This window comes from Dyadobacter sp. BE31 (assembly GCF_031457695.1).
In the GTDB taxonomy this organism is placed as follows: Bacteria; Bacteroidota; Bacteroidia; order Cytophagales; family Spirosomataceae; genus Dyadobacter.
The window spans coordinates 73,108-91,021 of sequence record NZ_JAVDXA010000005.1 but is presented as its reverse complement, the minus strand read 5'-3'; the positions used below and the strand labels follow the sequence as shown (position 1 = coordinate 91,021).

At 49.3% G+C, this 17,914-nt stretch carries 15 protein-coding genes; 9 read left to right on the top strand and 6 right to left on the bottom strand.

Annotated elements, in window-relative coordinates:
- The first annotated feature begins 81 nt into the window (after positions 1-81).
- The 4 genes from gldG (at position 82) to J2Y43_RS23610 (ending at position 5,440) form a co-directional block, all read left to right on the top strand.
- Positions 82-1,734: a gliding motility-associated ABC transporter substrate-binding protein GldG gene (gldG, locus tag J2Y43_RS23625; RefSeq protein WP_309988741.1), complete on the top strand. Its 1,653-nt coding sequence runs from the start codon at positions 82-84 to the stop codon at positions 1,732-1,734.
- A 109-nt stretch (positions 1,735-1,843) separates the two neighbouring features.
- On the top strand, positions 1,844-2,968 hold the full coding sequence (gene dnaN / locus J2Y43_RS23620) for a DNA polymerase III subunit beta (protein WP_223406009.1): 1,125 nt from the start codon (positions 1,844-1,846) through the stop codon (positions 2,966-2,968).
- A 187-nt stretch (positions 2,969-3,155) separates the two neighbouring features.
- Complete coding sequence (locus J2Y43_RS23615; RefSeq protein ID WP_015813170.1) at positions 3,156-3,530, top strand: BlaI/MecI/CopY family transcriptional regulator; 375 nt, start codon at positions 3,156-3,158, stop codon at positions 3,528-3,530.
- A gap of 2 nt (positions 3,531-3,532) precedes the next feature.
- Positions 3,533-5,440, top strand: coding sequence for a M56 family metallopeptidase (locus J2Y43_RS23610; protein WP_309988746.1), 1,908 nt, complete (start codon positions 3,533-3,535; stop codon positions 5,438-5,440).
- A 55-nt stretch (positions 5,441-5,495) separates the two neighbouring features.
- On the opposite strand, the gene J2Y43_RS23605 is transcribed toward J2Y43_RS23610, so the two are convergent.
- Together J2Y43_RS23605 and J2Y43_RS23600 are read right to left on the bottom strand one after the other, a co-directional pair.
- A complete protein-coding gene (locus J2Y43_RS23605) occupies positions 5,496-6,572 on the bottom strand; it encodes a ferredoxin--NADP reductase (RefSeq protein WP_309988748.1) in 1,077 nt (358 codons plus the stop codon).
- Between the two features lie 133 nt (positions 6,573-6,705).
- The gene (locus J2Y43_RS23600; protein WP_309988751.1) at positions 6,706-7,920 is read right to left on the bottom strand and encodes a pyridoxal phosphate-dependent aminotransferase; all 1,215 of its coding nucleotides are present in this window, start codon (positions 7,918-7,920) and stop codon (positions 6,706-6,708) included.
- Between the two features lie 182 nt (positions 7,921-8,102).
- Between J2Y43_RS23600 and J2Y43_RS23595 the strand changes: the two genes are divergently transcribed.
- From J2Y43_RS23595 to J2Y43_RS23585, 3 genes are read left to right on the top strand one after another with little or no spacing between them, the layout of a single operon-like run.
- The gene (locus J2Y43_RS23595; RefSeq protein WP_309988754.1) at positions 8,103-9,629 is read left to right on the top strand and encodes an RtcB family protein; all 1,527 of its coding nucleotides are present in this window, start codon (positions 8,103-8,105) and stop codon (positions 9,627-9,629) included.
- Positions 9,630-9,666: 37 nt separating this feature from the next.
- On the top strand, positions 9,667-9,882 hold the full coding sequence (locus J2Y43_RS23590) for a hypothetical protein (RefSeq protein ID WP_309988757.1): 216 nt from the start codon (positions 9,667-9,669) through the stop codon (positions 9,880-9,882).
- Entirely contained in the window at positions 9,872-10,342 is a 471-nt protein-coding gene (locus J2Y43_RS23585) for a PIN domain-containing protein (RefSeq protein WP_309988758.1), read from the top strand. The genes J2Y43_RS23590 and J2Y43_RS23585 overlap by 11 nt, the downstream gene beginning before the upstream one ends.
- Here J2Y43_RS23585 and J2Y43_RS23580 read toward each other — a convergent pair.
- On the bottom strand, positions 10,339-11,550 hold the full coding sequence (locus tag J2Y43_RS23580; protein ID WP_310226658.1) for a hypothetical protein: 1,212 nt from the start codon (positions 11,548-11,550) through the stop codon (positions 10,339-10,341). The genes J2Y43_RS23585 and J2Y43_RS23580 overlap by 4 nt on opposite strands.
- A gap of 150 nt (positions 11,551-11,700) precedes the next feature.
- Positions 11,701-12,912, bottom strand: a complete 1,212-nt coding sequence (locus J2Y43_RS23575; protein ID WP_309988764.1) for an NADP-dependent isocitrate dehydrogenase — start codon at positions 12,910-12,912, stop codon at positions 11,701-11,703.
- Between the two features lie 116 nt (positions 12,913-13,028).
- Between J2Y43_RS23575 and J2Y43_RS23570 the strand changes: the two genes are divergently transcribed.
- Together J2Y43_RS23570 and J2Y43_RS23565 are read left to right on the top strand one after the other, a co-directional pair.
- A complete protein-coding gene (locus J2Y43_RS23570; protein WP_309988767.1) occupies positions 13,029-13,616 on the top strand; it encodes a 5-formyltetrahydrofolate cyclo-ligase in 588 nt (195 codons plus the stop codon).
- Positions 13,617-13,822: 206 nt separating this feature from the next.
- Positions 13,823-14,833 (top strand): aspartate-semialdehyde dehydrogenase, encoded by a 1,011-nt coding sequence (locus tag J2Y43_RS23565; protein ID WP_309988770.1) that lies wholly within the window; start codon positions 13,823-13,825, stop codon positions 14,831-14,833.
- Between the two features lie 61 nt (positions 14,834-14,894).
- Here J2Y43_RS23565 and J2Y43_RS23560 read toward each other — a convergent pair whose 3' ends face one another.
- Together J2Y43_RS23560 and J2Y43_RS23555 are read right to left on the bottom strand one after the other, a co-directional pair.
- A complete protein-coding gene (locus tag J2Y43_RS23560) occupies positions 14,895-16,112 on the bottom strand; it encodes an NADH-quinone oxidoreductase subunit D (protein ID WP_309988774.1) in 1,218 nt (405 codons plus the stop codon).
- A gap of 2 nt (positions 16,113-16,114) precedes the next feature.
- A complete protein-coding gene (locus tag J2Y43_RS23555; protein ID WP_309988779.1) occupies positions 16,115-17,683 on the bottom strand; it encodes a family 10 glycosylhydrolase in 1,569 nt (522 codons plus the stop codon).
- Positions 17,684-17,914: the final 231 nt, after the last annotated feature.

The following is a 17,914-nucleotide window of genomic DNA, read 5'->3' as shown; positions in this document are numbered from 1 at the left end:
TTTCGGTTTTTTATATTTTTGCAGGAATGGACGGTTCGTCTGAATCGTCCATTCTTCGTTTATAAATCAGCCTTTGTGCTAATGAAAAACACCATTACCCGGTTTGTACTGCTCGTGGTTGTCCTGGCCGGGATCAACTGGCTGGCTTCGTCTTTCTTTTTTCGGTGGGACCTTACCGAGGATAAGCGGTATAGCATTTCCGACGCTACGAAACAGCTTTTGGGAAGTCTGGAACGAGACGTGATCGTGAATGTGTACCTCTCCGGCGACTTTCCAGCGGGCTTCGAACGCCTCGAAAGCGCCACGCGGGAGACGTTGGAAGAGTTTAAAACCTACGCCAACGGCCACCTGATCGTCAACTACTCCGACCCATCCGACGCTACCAGCGAAGAGCAGCGCCAGAAGCAATACATGAGCCTGATTGACCGCGGGCTGAATCCTACCAATGTTTTCGCGAACGAGGATGGCAAACGCACCGAAAAAATCATTTTTCCTGGTGTGATCGTGCAGGCGGATACGCTGTCGGTGCCGGTGCAGCTCTTGAAAGGGAATAAAGCAAGTACCCCGGAGGAACAATTGAACCAATCCTACGAGGGCGTCGAGTTTGAACTGGCGTCGGCGATACGCGTACTGGCGAACCCGCAGCGCAAAAAAGTAGGGTTTGTCGTAAGCCATACGAAAATTTCCCCCGCCCGTTTGAGCGATATTATCGCGACGATTCAGCAGAGCTACGATGTATTTCTAGACATGAACAACCCGGAATCCTATGAAGGGCTCGACGCATTGATCGTTATGAAACCCGACAGCGCGTTTTCCGAGGATGAAAAATACAAGCTCGATCAATATGTGGTTGGCGGTGGCAAAGCGTTGTTTTTTGTAGATGGAGCCAAGGTCGACAGCGTGAGCCTCGACGGCAATTACGCCCAGCCGCTCGATCTGAACCTTGGTGATTTGTTTTTCAAATGGGGTATCAGACTGAATACCAATCTTGTAAAAGACCTGAACTGCGCGCAAATCCTGCTGAATGTGGGTAATGTAGGTGACAATCCTGAGATTCGCCCGATGCCCTGGCGCTTTTTTCCGCTGCTGAATAATTTCGGAACGCATACCGTAACCCGTAACCTGAATGCGGTTTACACAAGGTTTTTGAGCTCGATCGACACCGTCGGCGGGGCGAATACTATTGCCAAAACGCCTTTGCTAATGACCTCGCCTTACACGCAGCTCGTGAATGCGCCTGCACTCGTGGGTTATAACGAAGCACGTAAGGATCCACAGCCTTCGGAATACCGTTCGGGTATCAAACTGGCTGGGATATTGCTCGAAGGATCATTCAATTCGCTGTTTCAAAACCGCATTCTGCCCGGTGATCCGCGCGCTGCAAAGTTCAAGGCCAGTGGTAGTGCCGGTAAGGTGATTATCTGCTCCGATGGCGACCTCATCGTGAACGATTATGATTATAAAAGGAATGCTCCCCTACCGCTCGGTTACGACCGTGTGACTAAGCAGACGTTCGGCAACAAGGATTTCGTGCTCCACGCGCTGGATTATATGACCGACGCCAATGGTTTGATCAATGCACGCGGTAAACAGATCGCGATCCGGGCTTTGGATAAAATCCAGATTCAGGAAAACAGGAAGTTCTGGCAGGCGCTCAATTTGATGCTGCCGGTAGTACTAATCGGCCTTTTCGGCGCCGCGAGGTATTACCTTCGAATCAGAAAATTTGGGTGACAACGCGGCTGGCGCTTCCGTAATTTTTTATACTTTTGTTCCCTACAAAAAAGTTTTTCCGGAATCTTCCGCATATAAATCTATCAACTAAACACTTACGTCACGAATTATGAAGTTTGTCGTTTCGTCATCAGTTCTACTCAAACAGCTGTCAGCTATAAACGGTGTCGTTTCAACGAACCCAATTGTGCCAATTCTTGAAAATTTCCTCCTTACGTTGGAAGGAAATTCACTGACCGTGACTGCATCCGACCTTCAAACCGTAATGATTACGGAAATTGAAGTAGAATCATCTGAAAAAGGAGCTATTGCCATTCCCGCAAAGTTGCTGCTCGACACCCTCCGTGGCCTGCCCGAGCAACCGATTACCTTGCAGGTGAATGCTGAAACATTTGGTACCGAAATTATCTCAGACAACGGCCGTTACAAGCTTTCGGGCGAAAACCCGATCGATTTCCCCAAGACACCGGTTGTGAATCGCGGCCAATCCGTGGATTTCTCTTCCGTCGCGTTGGGATCGGCTATTTCTAACACATTATTCGCGACCAGCACCGACGATCTTCGCCCGGCTATGACGGGGGTATTCGTGCAAATGGGAGCCGAAAGCGCGACATTCGTTGCTACCGACGGCCACCGCCTCGTGCGCTACCGTCGTACCGATATCAAATCGGACATCGATACGTCGATGATTATCCAACGCAAGGCGTTGAACCTGCTGAAAAGCTGTCTGCCTTCGGACGATGTTCCTGTGAAGGCGGAGTTCACATCTTCGAATGCGTTTTTCAGCTTCGGCAATATCCGTATGATTTGCCGGTTGATCGATGAGCGTTTCCCCGATTACGAAAACGCGATCCCGACCAACAACCCGAATACGCTTACCATTAACCGTCTGGAAATTCTCAGCTCGCTGAGACGTATTTCGATCTATTCCAACAGGACTACCCACCAGGTGCGCATGAAAATGGCGCTGAACGACCTGGTCATCTCCGCGGAAGACCTCGACTATTCGAACGAAGCGAACGAACGCCTGATGTGCGAATACAATGGCGATGATATGGAGATCGGTTTCAATGCGAAGTTCCTGATCGAAGTACTCGGTAACCTTTCGAGCAAAACCATCACCTTCGAACTCTCCGCTCCAAACCGCGCCGGACTCATTATTCCGGTAGATCAGGAGGAAAACGAAGATATCCTGATGCTGGTAATGCCGGTAATGCTGAACACCTACGTTTAGGAATCAACCAAATACGATATTTCAAAGTCCGACGAATGCCGGACTTTTTTTTGTTTTACAATCTCCTCAAAAACAATATATTAGTCGCCACTTAGCGTTTATTACGAAAAAAATCGTAGTAAGGACTTGCAAGTACGATTTTTTTCGTAGACATTTGGTACGAAGATTATCGTAATTAACTAATAGCATGTATATCAAGCCCACCGACTCCGAACTCGAGATCCTGAACTACCTCTGGCAGGCAGGCCCAAGTACCGTCCGTGCCGTGCATGATGCCCTTTCCGAAACCAAGGACGTTGGCTACACCACCACCTTGAAACTCATGCAGATCATGCATGACAAAGGGCTGCTCTACCGCACGGAGCAAGGACGGTCGCACATTTACGTTGCACTTCTCGGCAAAGAGGAGACGCAGCAGAATTTGGTAGGTAAAATGGTTGAGACCCTCTTTCAGGGCTCCGCTGCGCAAATGGTGATGCAGGCGCTGGGGAATCACACCACCTCCAAGGAAGAACTGGATGAAATTCGCGAGTTATTAAATAACCTGGAAAACAATCGTTAGCCATGAAATTCTTCTCAAATCTGTTACCTGGTCCGGCCGTCTCCGCATTTGGCTGGACACTCATCCACTCCATCTGGCAGGGAACACTGCTGATGCTGGTCGCTGTTGCCGCATTCTATTTTTTGAGAAAAAAATCAGCCAACACGCGCTACGTGGCGGGTGTTGGCTTCCTTTTCGCACAGGTGGTCGCATCTGTTGGCACATTCATTTACTATTATCCTAAAACCACCAGCGCGGTTTCCAATGCAAAGGCGTTGGCGCGTTACACCGCATTATCCGCATCCCGCACGTGGGCGGAGGTCTCCCGCGACCTGCCGATCACATTTAAAATACAAATGTGGCTGACCGCCCATTTGCATGAACTGGTCATTTGCTGGCTCATCGGCTCGGGTATTCTCCTGCTGCGCTTCGCCGGTGGCTGGATATTCACCGAAAGGCTTCGGATCAACGCCAAAATCGTCATGGACAAAGAGTGGCGGGCGAGATTTGGGGTGATCACTGCCAAAATGAATATCTCCAAAGCCGTAGAGTTCCGCGAAACCGCCAAAGTACTCACACCGATGGTGATAGGTACATTCAGCCCGGTAGTACTGATCCCCATCGGCCTACTTTCAGGATTTTCCACCGCGCAGGTCGAGGCGATCCTCGCACACGAGCTTGCGCACATCCGCAGGAACGACTACCTGATTAATATGCTGCAATCGTTCGTGGAAGTGATCTTTTTCTTCCATCCGGCGATCTGGTGGCTGTCCGAAAAAGTGCGCGCCGAACGCGAGCATTGCTGCGACGACATTGCATTAGCCGTTTGCGGCGACAAAATGTCCCTCGCCCATGCTCTGGTGAAAGTGGCCGAATGGCAGGCAACGCCTGGATTAGCTATGGCTTTTGCTTCTAAAAAACCCTTGCTACTGCATCGTGTACAGCGTGTTTTAGGTTTAAATCCAAAACCTGTGCGCACATTTTCGAGCCTTCCTGCCATGATTTTCGCTATCGGACTGGTAATCGGCATTTCAGCTTATGCTGTGGCCCAAAAGGTTGAAAAGGATAAAGAAAGGAAGGCCGCCAAACACATGACCGTGAAAAAGCGGAAACCGTCGAAAACAGATATCCGCATGGAGCATGAAATGGACGAAATGGCGGAAGTAACTGTCGACGAAGACATTCTGGAAGATGTTCAAGCAGAACTGGCCGATGTGCGTATCGATATCGAAGCCCCTGAAATGGAGGAATTCGGGCAGACAGGTAATGATACTTTGGACAAAAAGCTCTGGGATCTTAGTCACAAAATCAGGGCAATGGAGGACGATTTGAAACCCTACCATGCCAGATTGCAGGAACTACACCGCGAGAGAGAAAAATACCTGTTTGAAATAGAACGTTTTCAACGCGAAATCGAGAAAATTGAGTGGAAAAAACGCCGTGCGGAAGAATTGAGATCCGATTTGATGGAAAAAAGGTCCGTCATTTTCAATCAGGATGGAAAGGAATCGAAGCTCAGCGATGCGGAGTTAGACAAGCAGCTTGCCGATTTTGAACAACAAATTAAAACTCAGGAACAAGCTATTTCGGAGTTCAATAACCAGATTTCCAACACGACAAAAGAAGTGCTGAAAGCAGAAGAACCCGAGCGGAAAGTTCAAAGTGAAATCGAGGAGGTTAATTACAAAATCAGCGAGCTCGGGATGAGTATCGGGCGAGAAAACGCGATGTATATGAAAATGCGAGGCCTGGAAGAGCCTCCGCGTGCGCCGCGCGTCGCACGCAGCAGTCGTCTACGACGTGGAGGAACGCCCCCTCCTCCCCCACCTGCTCCAATTGCAGCACCGGCCAAGGTAGTTCCAGCCGTCCCTGCGAAACCCGCACCAGCTCCTAAGCCACCGCTTCCGCCGAAGAAGGCGCTCAAAGATTAGGCAAAAAGGGCAGCGACTGAATCGCTGCCCTTTTCATTTGTATATATCGAAATCGTTACTCCACTTCAATCACGACATCGTCGCTCATCGGATGCGTCACGCAGGTGAGGATAAACCCTTCCTTAATCTCCGCTTCCGACAGCGCATCCTCCTCATCCATTTGTACTTTCCCGGACGTGCACCGGCCCATACACGCGGTACACATGCCCGCCTGGCACGAATAGGGTAAGTCGATATCCATATTTAATGCGGCTTCGAGCACGGTTTCATGCGGTTTTACGGGTAGCTTATATTCTGTTCCTTCATAAAAGAGCGTGATTTCTCGCGTTTTGGGTGAATCGTCGTCTTCCGCTTCCGGCTCCACAGTCACCTCGCCGGGTTTCGCGGTAGTGGCCGTCGCAAAACTCTCCTTCCGGATCTTGCTTTCCGGCACCGCCAGAATCGATAGTGCACGATGCGCTTCTTCCATCATATCCTCAGGCCCGCACAGGAAATACTCCGCTTCCTTTTTATCAAGTGTAGGAAGCTTTTCAATGATTTTGAGGACATGGCTTTTGTTCAACCGGCCCGTTTCACCTTCCCAACCTTCATTTGGCTGGCTTAATGTATGTACAACCGTGAAGCGCTTGCCGTATTTAGCCTCCAAAGCCGCGATTTTGTCTTTGAAAATTATGCTGTCCTCTTTCCGGCTTCCGTAAATCAGGAAAACCTCGCTTTCCGGTTCCACCATCAACACGGATTTCAGAATTGAAAACAGCGGCGTAATGCCACTGCCGGCACCGATAAATACAACCTGGCGCGTCTGATCATCGGCTTGTTTCGGAAAGAAATGGCCCATGGGCTCCAAGGCCTCCACAACATCGCCCTCTTTCAATGTGTCGAGCAGCAAATTCGAGGCATAGCCGCCCGGTACCCGCTTAATCGTAATCGCCAGCGATACATCGGTGTAAGGCGAACTCGACATCGAATACGACCTTCTGACTTTTTTATCCTCAAAAGGCAGCAACAAAGTCAGGAACTGCCCCGGCCGGTACTGAACGACTTCATTGATCGGGTGCCAGAAATGGATGGTCGCAGCTTCCTCCGTCTCTTTTTCTATTTCCTTTACTTTTAAAAAATAATATTTGCTCATTGTCGGCGGTCGGCCGTCAGCGGTCAGCTTTCGGCCCGTTTACTTAAATTTTAATGGTGTGCGTTGTCGATTATCTGCAACACAAAAGCCTCACAGGTAACACCCATGAGGCTTTTATGATTTCATTTTGATATTATTTCAAAGTCGCAACCGCGTCTTTGATACGTTTTACGGCTTCTTCCAGTGCTTCGTCAGCTGCGGCGGTCGAGATACGGATACAGTTTGGAGCACCGAAACCTGAACCTGCTACGGTTGAAACATAAGATTTGTTCAAAATCCAGTTAGCGAAATCATCGGAATCCTTGATTAGCGTCTCGCCATCCGATTTTCCGAAGTAATAGCTCACATCCGGGAATGCGTAGAATGCGCCTTGTGGTACATTCACTTTGAAACCCGGAATGTCTTTCAGCAAACCTACCACGAGGTCACGACGACGGTGGTATGCTTTCGCCATTTCGATAGAAGGCTCTTTCGGGCCGTTGAATGCAGCCGTTGCCGCCTTCTGCGCGATAGAGTTGGTTCCCGAAGTAACCTGGCCTTGCAGTTTTTCAACGCCGTCAGCGATCCATTTAGCCGCCGCGATGAAACCGATCCGCCAGCCTGTCATGGCATAACCTTTCGCAACACCGTTCACAGTGATCACGCGGTCTTTCAATGCAGGAATAGAACCGATGCTGAAATGGCCTTCCTCGGTAAAGTTGATGTATTCGTAGATTTCGTCAGCCAGCACGTAAACACCTTCGTGTTTTTCGAGCACCGCCGCGATTTCTCTCAATTCTTTTTCTGAATAAACAGCGCCGGTCGGGTTGTTCGGCGAAGCGTACATGACCACTTTCGTGCGTGGTGTGATAGCAGCCTCCAATTGTGCGGCAGTTACTTTGAAATCGTTTTCGAAAGCACCGTCAACGATCACCGACTTACCTTCCGCGAGCTTCACCATTTCGGAATAGCTCACCCAGTAAGGCGCGAAAATCACCACCTCGTCGCCCGGATTAACCAGAACCTGGATCACGTTCGCGAGTGAATGCTTGGCACCGGTCGAAACCACGATATTTTCGGGTTTCCAATCTATATTATTGTCGCGCTTTAACTTATCAGCAATGGCCTTTCGCAGATCAGGGTAACCTGCTACGGGTGAGTAACCATGAAAACCATCGTCGATGGCTTTTTTAGCGGCCTCGCAAATGTGTGCGGGCGTCTTAAAATCTGGCTCGCCAACGCTCAGACTGATCACTTTATGGCCTTGTGCGGCCAGTTCACGGGCCATTTTGGTCATCGCCAGCGTCGAAGATTCTTCGAGGGCGTTGATCCGGTCGGCCAACCGGGTTTGCTCTGCTACTGCGGACATTGCAACGTTTTAATTAAGTTAAAGAAGGTACTGCGAACTGTATCAACAAATTGCCCGCAAAGGTACGGCTTTTTTAACAGTTGCATTGTATTATGTTGAGAAAGATTTATCGGCAATGCATTACTTAGCAGTCGGCGCGCCATATTTACTTGAAATCACCTCATCAACAACGATATTTGTTTATGGACACACCAATTACCATTGAAGAAATCATTTTCCTGGCCAATGTGCCGGAAAATCTGCATGCCGCATTCCTGCGTATAGCAAACGGCCTGCACGAGCGCGCCAAATACCCGAAAGAGAAGGTATTGCTGATGCTCGTCAAAATGCTGAATGACCCTAAGAAATATGCCTATTCTAAAAATAAAGTCACTAATCTGGCCAAGACCGTTTTTGACCTCAGAAAAGCCGGTACTGAAATTTCCCTGACAGAAGACGGCAAGGAATTGCTTGTAAATGAAGAAGCTCTACTGACTTTGGATGAAAAAGAACCGCAGCAAAAGAACACCTTCAACCTGCGGGAGGATAAGCTGCATTACGCCGTTTTCGGGAAAGAGCACATTGAAGAAGCCGCATTACTGCAAATGGAAACAGCCGTTAGCTTACCCATATCGGTCGCTGGCGCATTAATGCCCGACGCGCACCAGGGCTACGGATTACCCATCGGCGGCGTGCTCGCCACGGAAGCCGACAAAGTGATCCCTTACGCCGTAGGGGTCGACATTGCGTGCCGCATGTGCATGTCCGTTTTCGACATTCCCACCGATTACCTGAAACGCGAGCCGCATTTCCTGAAAAAGATCCTGACTGAAAACACCAAATTCGGCATGGGTGGTGAAACCGTGCGGAAATACGACGAAAGCATTATGGACCAGCCCGAATGGGAAGCCACCAAAACGATCCGGTCTTTGAAAGACAAGGCCTACCGGCAGCTGGGCACTTCCGGCACCGGTAACCACTTTGTGGAATGGGGCATTGTAGAAGTATTTGAAAACGACCCGCTTTTGAATTTACCCAAAGGCGAATACCTTTCGCTACTCTCGCATTCCGGCTCCCGCGGCTTCGGCGGGACCGTCGCCAATTACTACTCCAAACTGGCCATGCAAAAGACGGTGCTTCCCAAGCAAGCCGCACACCTCGCCTGGCTGGACCTCAACACCGAAGAAGGCCAGGAGTACTGGATCGCGATGAACCTCGCAGGCGATTACGCCTCAGCCAACCACCACGAAATCCACAACAAAATGGCCAAATCGCTGGGTGAAAAGCCGCTGAAAATCATCGAAAACCACCACAATTTCGCCTGGAAAGAGCAATTGGCAGACGGCCGTGAAGTAATCGTCCACCGCAAAGGCGCCACGCCCGCCGGCACCGACGAACTCGGTATTATCCCCGGCTCGATGAGTCAGCCGGGCTACGTAATCCGCGGTAAAGCCAATGCTGAGTCCCTCAACTCCGCCTCACACGGTGCCGGGCGTGTGATGTCGCGCACGAAGGCATTCTCCACCACCACGCGGAGCCAGATGAACAAAATCCTCCAAGACAATGGTATTCAGCTCATTGGTGGAGACCTGGACGAATCGCCAATGGTTTACAAGAATATTGATGATGTGATTGCGGCGCAATCGGAGCTCGTAACGGTACTGGCTAAGTTTTCGCCTAAGATTGTGCGGATGGCGGATGCGAATCGGAAGGAAGGGCGGGAGGATTGAGAGAATAATTTGTTATCTTTCGTAAAAGAAGATCAGTATGAATGTGCTGAGATTGATTGAAAAACCTCAAAATGGACAATTAAAAATATCTTTACCGGAAACATTTTCAGATGATCCGGTAGAGGTAATTATACGCCCATTGGTGCAGCCTGAAATTGACGCGGAATCAAGACTCAAAATTGCTCAACAATACCTCAAAAGATCAAAACCAACCAATTTTGACTTAGGAGATTTGGACCCACATGAGCAATAACCATCGAAAAATTTTCATCGACAGTTCCATTCTGGTAGAATTTGAAAAGCAAACCAAAACCGATTTGCTCCTCCAACTTATGAGCGATAAGGCTTTAAATCTATTCGTGAATTGTACAGTTCTTAGCGAGTACACTTACTACCTACTCGCAATCGAAGGAGGAAAATCGCCCAGAGCGATAAAAGAGGATGAAAATATTGGAGCCATATTAATAAGGAACAATCCGGAACCGTTTCTTTCAACTTTTCAAATGGTCGCTTTGAGGCCCGAAGTAACGACAACTTTCTTGGAGATGATGTCGAAATATAACCTGCTGCCAAACGACGCATTGATTCTCGCTGACTGTAAATTGAATTCCATCGATACACTTGCCACCTACGACATAGAGGATTTTTCACTGGCTTGCGATCAAGAGGGTATTCAGCTTGTCAGCTCGATATCAGATTTATCTCTTAGTTAAAACACCTCCCCCAAATTCACAAACAACCCCCTGGACCCATCCATTCCGAACCCATAATCAATCGCAATATTAGCCCCCGAGGTCTTATTCACCTTAATGCGAATGCCTAATCCTCCGGCAGGTGCAATGCGCCGGAAGCTTTTCGAAGGCCAGTCGGAAACACTCTGGGCATTGGCGAATAGCACCCCTCCGAAAAGCCCGTTTTTGGTTAATGCAAAACGGTATTCGGATTCAAAATAGAGCAAGTTGGTACTACGGAAGCGGCCCTGGATGTAGCCCCGGCCAATATTGGTGGTAGGGTCCCAACCGGTGGCAGGGAGGTCGAGGTAGGGAGGCTTACCGATAGTGAGCCAGTTGTAATTCCAGAATGCGAGCGTGTTCTGGCTGCCTTGCGGAAAGTTGAAATAGCGACGGACGTCGATCACTACGGCTTGCCAGTTGTTGGTGCTGCCCAGCGCAGTCATATTCGGGCGGAACTGTACATTGCTGTAAAAGCCTTTCAGTGGGTTAATGGAGTTCGTCCGGCTGTCGTAGGCAACCGTCACCAGCGGTCCCACCGACGACGATTTGTGGCCCAATCCATAATCCTTAATATCCTGGTTCAGCTTCTCCTCCTTGTTTGTCTGCATGATTTGCCACCTTTTATCGTAGGCAAAACCCAGCCCGACGAAAAACGACTTGCCTATTTTCTTCAAAACTGTCTGATGCAATCGCAAATGTTTGTATTTCAGGCCCGTAGCATCGCTTATTTTGGAATCCATACCCAATCCATAGGTGTCTTGCGGATATTTGAAAAAACGCCAGTCGACCACAAAGTTGTAGTTGTTATGCCGTGTCCAGATGTTGGCCTGGACAGGGATCGTCATTTGTTTGTATTCGGTGTAAATGAAATTGGTGGTAATGCTTGAAATGTTGGTCGTTTTGGGGTTGCTGGTGTAGAATGCGATGTTCGCATTGAGCGAGCCTGTGAGCCCGGACGAGAGCGTGTACCCACCCGCAGGCACGAGCGAGAAAATCGGCTTGCCGGAGCGGATCTTCGGAACGCGTACCGAATCCGACTTGTCCTTCGATTTCCACTTTCTGAGCACGTCGATCAGGTCCTTTTGCACCACCTTTTGGGCTGAATCGGCAGTGGCCACGGTATCCAGGCCAGCGGCCTGGGTTGCAATTACATAATTTCCGGCTTGCAAACCATTCACGGTCAGCATAATGAGCGCAGTTATTATGTAAAAAGCCTTAATCACTGGGTCGGGTTTGTTAAGTACATTCCTAGTAATATATATTAAAATAGTACCCGCCACAAAAAAAGCCACCGGCTTCTCGCGAAACCGGTGGCTTTGTACCACTAAATGTGGTTATTATGCCAAAGCAGCTTTCAAATTTTCGTCGATAGCTTCCAGGAACTCTTCTGTGTACAGGTAGTGCTCACCGTGTTTCACATCGTTTCCGTAGATACCCACAGCCAAATCCTTGGTCATTTTTCCGCTTTCCACAGTCTCAATACACACTTTTTCAAGCGCTTCCGAGAAGTCGATCAACGGCTGGTTGTTATCCAGTTTACCACGGAACGCCAAACCACGGGTCCATGCGAAGATGGAAGCGATTGGGTTCGTCGAAGTTGGCTTCCCTTTCTGGTGCTCGCGGTAGTGACGGGTTACTGTTCCGTGTGCAGCCTCGGCCTCCATGGTTTTGCCATCCGGTGTAACCAATGTAGAGGTCATCAGACCCAATGAACCGAAACCTTGCGCAACGGTATCCGACTGAACGTCACCGTCGTAGTTTTTACAAGCCCACACGAAGTTACCTTCCCATTTCAATGCAGAAGCTACCATGTCGTCGATCAGACGGTGCTCGTAATGTACTTTTCCTTTGTATTCGTTTTCGTACACTTCCTGGAAGATGTCCTTGAAGCGGCCGTCGTATTTTTTAAGGATTGTATTTTTGGTAGAAAGGTACAGAGGCCATCCTTTGTCCAAAGCCACGTTGAAGCATGAACGTGCAAAGCCGCGGATCGACTCGTCGATGTTGTACATACCCATCGCTACACCGGCACCTTTGAATTGGTACACTTCGTGCTCGATTACCTGTCCGTCTTCACCTTCGAATTTGATGGTCAGTTTACCTTTTCCAGGTACTACAAAGTCGGTAGCGCGGTATTGGTCACCAAATGCGTGACGACCTACGATAATTGGCGCCGTCCAGTTAGTAACCAGGCGAGGCACATTGCTCATTACGATCGGCTCACGGAACACGGTACCATCAAGGATGTTACGGATCGTTCCGTTTGGCGATTTCCACATTTGTTTCAGACCGAATTCTTCAACACGTGCTTCGTCAGGTGTGATAGTCGCACATTTGATACCCACGCCGTACTCTTTGATAGCGTTGGCAGCATCGATAGTCACCTGGTCATTGGTCTCGTCGCGGTACTCGATACCCAAGTCGTAGTATTTGATATCTACGTCAATGTAAGGGAGGATCAGTTTTTCCTTGATAAATTTCCAGATGATGCGGGTCATTTCATCGCCATCCAGTTCTACGACGGGATTGTCAACTTTAATTTTGCTCATGTCTTAAATTCTATACAATAGTTAAAGATTTTGAAATCAGACCGTGAAAGTACGAACAATAGAATAAAAAGGCGAAATTTCCTCCGATTACATCCCCAAAAAGAAGACAGTACCCGATGAAAAAGGCCGCATTGCGCAAGGAATTTTTACAAAGAAGAAAGGATGCCGACGAGCGCCGGCTGATCGAAAAAAACGCCCTGATCGTGCTGAATCTTGAAAAATATCTCCACAGCAAGGCTTTCGGAACTCTGCATACCTTCCTACCGCAGCTCAATGCACGCGAGACCGATACGTTCGGGATTATCGATATGTTAAGAAAATCGTTTCCCGCAATGTGCATCGCCGCGCCATACATTATCCCCGGCACGCGTGAAATGGAGCATTATCTGCTGACACCACACACACATTTAGTGATTAATCAATGGCGGATCCCAGAGCCTGATCCTTTGACCTCCGAAAAAATTCTCCCGGACTCAATCGACATTGTGCTGGTCCCGCTCCTTGCGTTTGATCGTCGAGGTTACCGCGTGGGTTATGGCGGCGGCTATTATGACCGTTTCTTACCTCAAACGCGCCCTGATTGCATCAAGATGGGTCTTTCGCTATTCGAGGAGGTGGATGAAATAGAGGATACTGATGAATACGACATCCCCCTTGATGCATGCATTACGCCTGGGCGAGTGTACAATTTCCGTGATCAATAGGCAAAAGTATTAGAGCCTGAAAAGCCTAGTAAGCAACTCTGAAATGTGGGCTTTGATCGTTCCTTCCTGAATTTTAATGCATTAATGCTTGATTTTCCGGTATCATTCTAAAAAACTGCGTAAATTTGCGGCACTTTTCGCGAAGCGGCGTGAGTCGTTCGCAAGGAGTAAATCATATTCTATCCATTTTTAATCTTAATGCAAGAATGAAAATCGCAGTAGTAGGCGCTACCGGTCTGGTGGGCGGCGAAATCCTCAAAGTGCTCGAAGAGCGTAATTTCCCGGTGACGGAGCTTTTGGCCGTCGCATCTGAAAGGTCTGTTGGTAAGGAAGTTACATTCAAGGGTAAACAGATAAAGGTGATCGGCTTCGAGGATGCGATTGCTGCCAAACCGGAGATCGCGATCTTCTCGGCCGGCGGTAGCACTTCATTGGAACTCGCACCAAGATTCGCGGAAGCAGGTATCACAGTTGTGGATAACTCTTCGGCCTGGCGTATGGACCCAACCAAAAAACTGGTTGTTCCGGAAATCAATGCAGGTGAATTGACGAAAGAAGACAAAATCATCGCCAACCCGAACTGCTCGACTATCCAAATGGTAGTGGTTCTGAACCCGTTGCACAAAAAATATAAAATTAAGCGTGTGGTTGTTTCCACTTACCAATCGGTAACAGGAACTGGTAAAGCAGCCGTAGACCAATTGTTCTCGGAGCGCGCCGGCGATCACAGCAAAGGCAAAGTGTACCCGCACCAGATCGACCTGAACGTGCTTCCGCACATCGACGTGTTCCTCGATAACGGTTATACCAAAGAGGAGATGAAGATGACCAACGAAACGAAGAAGATCATGAGCGACGACAGCATTGCGGTAACCGCAACCACCGTTCGTATCCCAACGATCGGCGGTCACTCTGAGGCTGTTAACATCGAGTTCGAAAACGAATACGACCTCGACGAAGTACGCCAGATCCTGAGCGAAACCGAAGGCGTAATCGTACAGGACGATCCAAAAAATGCATTGTACCCAATGCCGTTGACGGCTCACGGCAAAGACGAGACTTTCGTAGGCCGTATCCGTCGCGACGAATCTCAGCCTAAAACACTGAATCTGTGGATCGTAGCGGATAACTTGCGTAAAGGAGCTGCTACCAATGCAGTTCAAATCGCGGAGTTCCTGGCGAAACACGACCTCGTAGGTGTAGCTGCGGAAGCCTAGTAATAAAAATGAAAAGAGCCGCGACGCGGCTCTTTTCATTTTTATACTAATCCAAAAGTCCCTACCTGTCAACCTCTCCCATTACGACATCAATAGAACCAATCACAGCGACAAGGTCCGCGAGCAACGCGCCTTTTGATATTTCACCAATTACCGAAAGGTTATTGAATGAGCAAGCCCGTGCCTTGCAGCGAACGGGGATATCGGAGCGGCCGTCGGTACGGAAATAGAAGCCTAGCTCACCCTTCGGATTCTCCGCGCGAACGTAGAAGTCCATCGCTTTGGGCCGTATTTTCTTGGGAACAATGGCTTGCGGGTCGAAATCGCGGGTTCTTTTATGATCCCCCTGCAATTGTACGAGGCTCTGCTCAATGATTTTCACCGACTCCCAGCATTCCACAACTCGCACCCAGGTACGATCCCAGCAATCGCCTGTTTTACCCAGTTTTCCTTCGCCGATAGGTATTTCAAAGTCCAGCTCCGGATAAACGGAGTAGCCATCTACTTTTCTCAAATCATATCTCAAACCCGAACCGCGGAGCATTGGGCCGGTGCAACCATAATTAATGGCCACGTCCAGCGGCAGCACGCCTACATTGGCAGTTCTTTGAATAAATATTTTGTTGTCCACCACGAGCTGCTGCAATTCCGTCAACTTAGGTTTCAAATATTTAACAAACTCCCCGCAACGCTCTTCGAAACCGACCGGTAAATCGTAAAACAATCCCCCTATCCATATATAATTGTACAACATCCGCGCTCCGCACGTCCATTCGAGCAAGCGCAGAATTTGTTCGCGGTCACGCATCATCCACAGGAAGGGTGTATATGCGCCTATGTCCATCGCATACGTGCCCAGCGCGACGAAGTGCGAGGCCAGGCGGTTCAGCTCAGCCACCACGACGCGGATGTATTCGATACGTTTGGGAATATCGTTTTCAATGCCCAGCATTCGCTCCACTCCCATTACGTAGGCATGCTCCGAGTTCATCGCAGCCACGTAATCCATGCGGTCTACATATGGAATGATCTGATTGAATGGCAATGACTCGGCGTGCTTCTCAAAGCACCGGTGCAAATAGCCCAAATGCGGCACTACATCGATCACCACCTCGCCATCGGTCACCACTTCGAGTCGCAATACACCGTGCGTCGACGGGTGCTGCGGTCCCATATTGAGCACCATCTCCTCCGTACGAAGATTTTCGGAGTTGTATTTCGTAGGCGCCGAAGCAATAAAATGCTCGGGTTTATATTCGTATTGGATAGAATTGCTCATACCTAAAACCTGACTAGCTTCTGATCGTGTACTTCCACACGCAACGGACCGATCGGCCGGCCTTCGTTGTGCAGCCGATCCACCGCCGTAACATAATAAACATATCTTTTGCCCGATTCGGCCGTCATATCCACGAATTTCTCTCCTTCGTAGCACATGCCGAGAATGCGGCGCGGGTCATGGGCAGTCGCTTTTTCGTCGGGCGGGAAGCGGTAAATGACGTAGTACCAAGCCTTGTCGCCATCGGCAGCTTCATCAGGCTGCTCCCAGGTGAGTTCGATACCCCGCGAAAGCAACGTGGCTTTCAGGCTTTTCGGAGACAATGGAGGAACTTTATCCTTCCATGGCATCGTCGGGATCAATGCAGGATATTTGAAAAGGTCCCTTCTCAACGAATCCACAAAACCGAGGCTGTTGGCCCGTAACGATCTAGAACTGAAAAAAATCGACCCATCGGCCTCGCTATCGCGGAAGTAGCGGACCTGGTTAGGTATTTCGGCAGGATTCGACCAATGCGAGTCCCTATCCTTATACCCGACGCGGTAGGCGCCCATGCCTATATATAAATGTCTGTCGAATCGGTTTTCGGTCCACCAGTCTACGAGGTTTTTATAAGGTACCCTGTTGAAGCCCGATGAGAAGTATACCTGGGGCGCAATGTAATCGATCCAGCCTTCCTTCACCCAGCGGCGGCTGTCGGCAAAAAGGTCATCATAGGATGCCAGCGCCCCGAAAGTTTTCGAGCCCTCCGCATCGCGGTCCTTATTACGCCACACGCCAAACGGGCTGATCCCGAATTTAAGCCGTGGATTCAATGCTTCCAGTGCTTCATGAATCTGTTTTACCAACAAATCCACATTATGGCGGCGCCAGTCGGCCTTGTTGGTGTAGCCGTCGGAGTATTTCCGGAACGTAGCGTCGTCCTGGATCACCTGGCCGGGCGCGGCGTATGGATAAAAATAGTCGTCGAAATGAATGCCGTCGACATCATAGTTCTTTGCGACGTTGACGGTCATGTCGGTAATGAACTTCCGGACTTCGGGAATGCCGAAATCGAAGAGCTTATAGCCGTCGTATGTCAGAATCCACTCAGGATGCAGCCGGCTGATATTCTCGGCCGAAACACTTTTCGAAGATTTATGTACCAGGCGGTTGAGGTTCAGCCAGGCATGAAATTCGAGGCCTCGCTTGTGCGCCTCGGTGATCATGAAGTCGAGCGGGTCCCACATAGGCTCGGGTTTGCGCCCCTGCACGCCCGTGAGCCACTCCGACCACGGTTCGGGGCTTTTGGCATAGAATGCATCCCCTGCTGCGCGTACCTGCACGAACACCGCATTCATTCCTACCCGCTTGTGAAAATCAAGCAGCTCGGAGAATTCCTCCTGCTGCTCCTCGGGGAGAAGGGTCTTACTGCTTGGCCAATCAATATTGTCGACAGTGGCAATCCAGACCGCTCTAAATTCTCTCTTCGGGGGCAGATTACTCTCTGTTTCCGCGCTCTGAGCCATGCAACTTTCCAGCAAAAACGTGATAATAACGAAGGAAAGCGCAACAATTTTAATTTTTTTCACTATCTGACCAATGCAAAATGTTAATCCAACCAAAGTAACGTATTTTGGAACAAAGTTAGCCGACAACCGTCTTAATTTCGAGCAATAACGCTTTGATTTGGATCGGTATATGAAAATAGGGGCCAACGCCCTTTTCTTGACTTAGTTATATTTTGACGCTGGAATGATGTTTTAAACCGGCTTTTCGGTTGTGTGCGCAAACATTCAAGTGTTGTAATTCTGAATTATTTT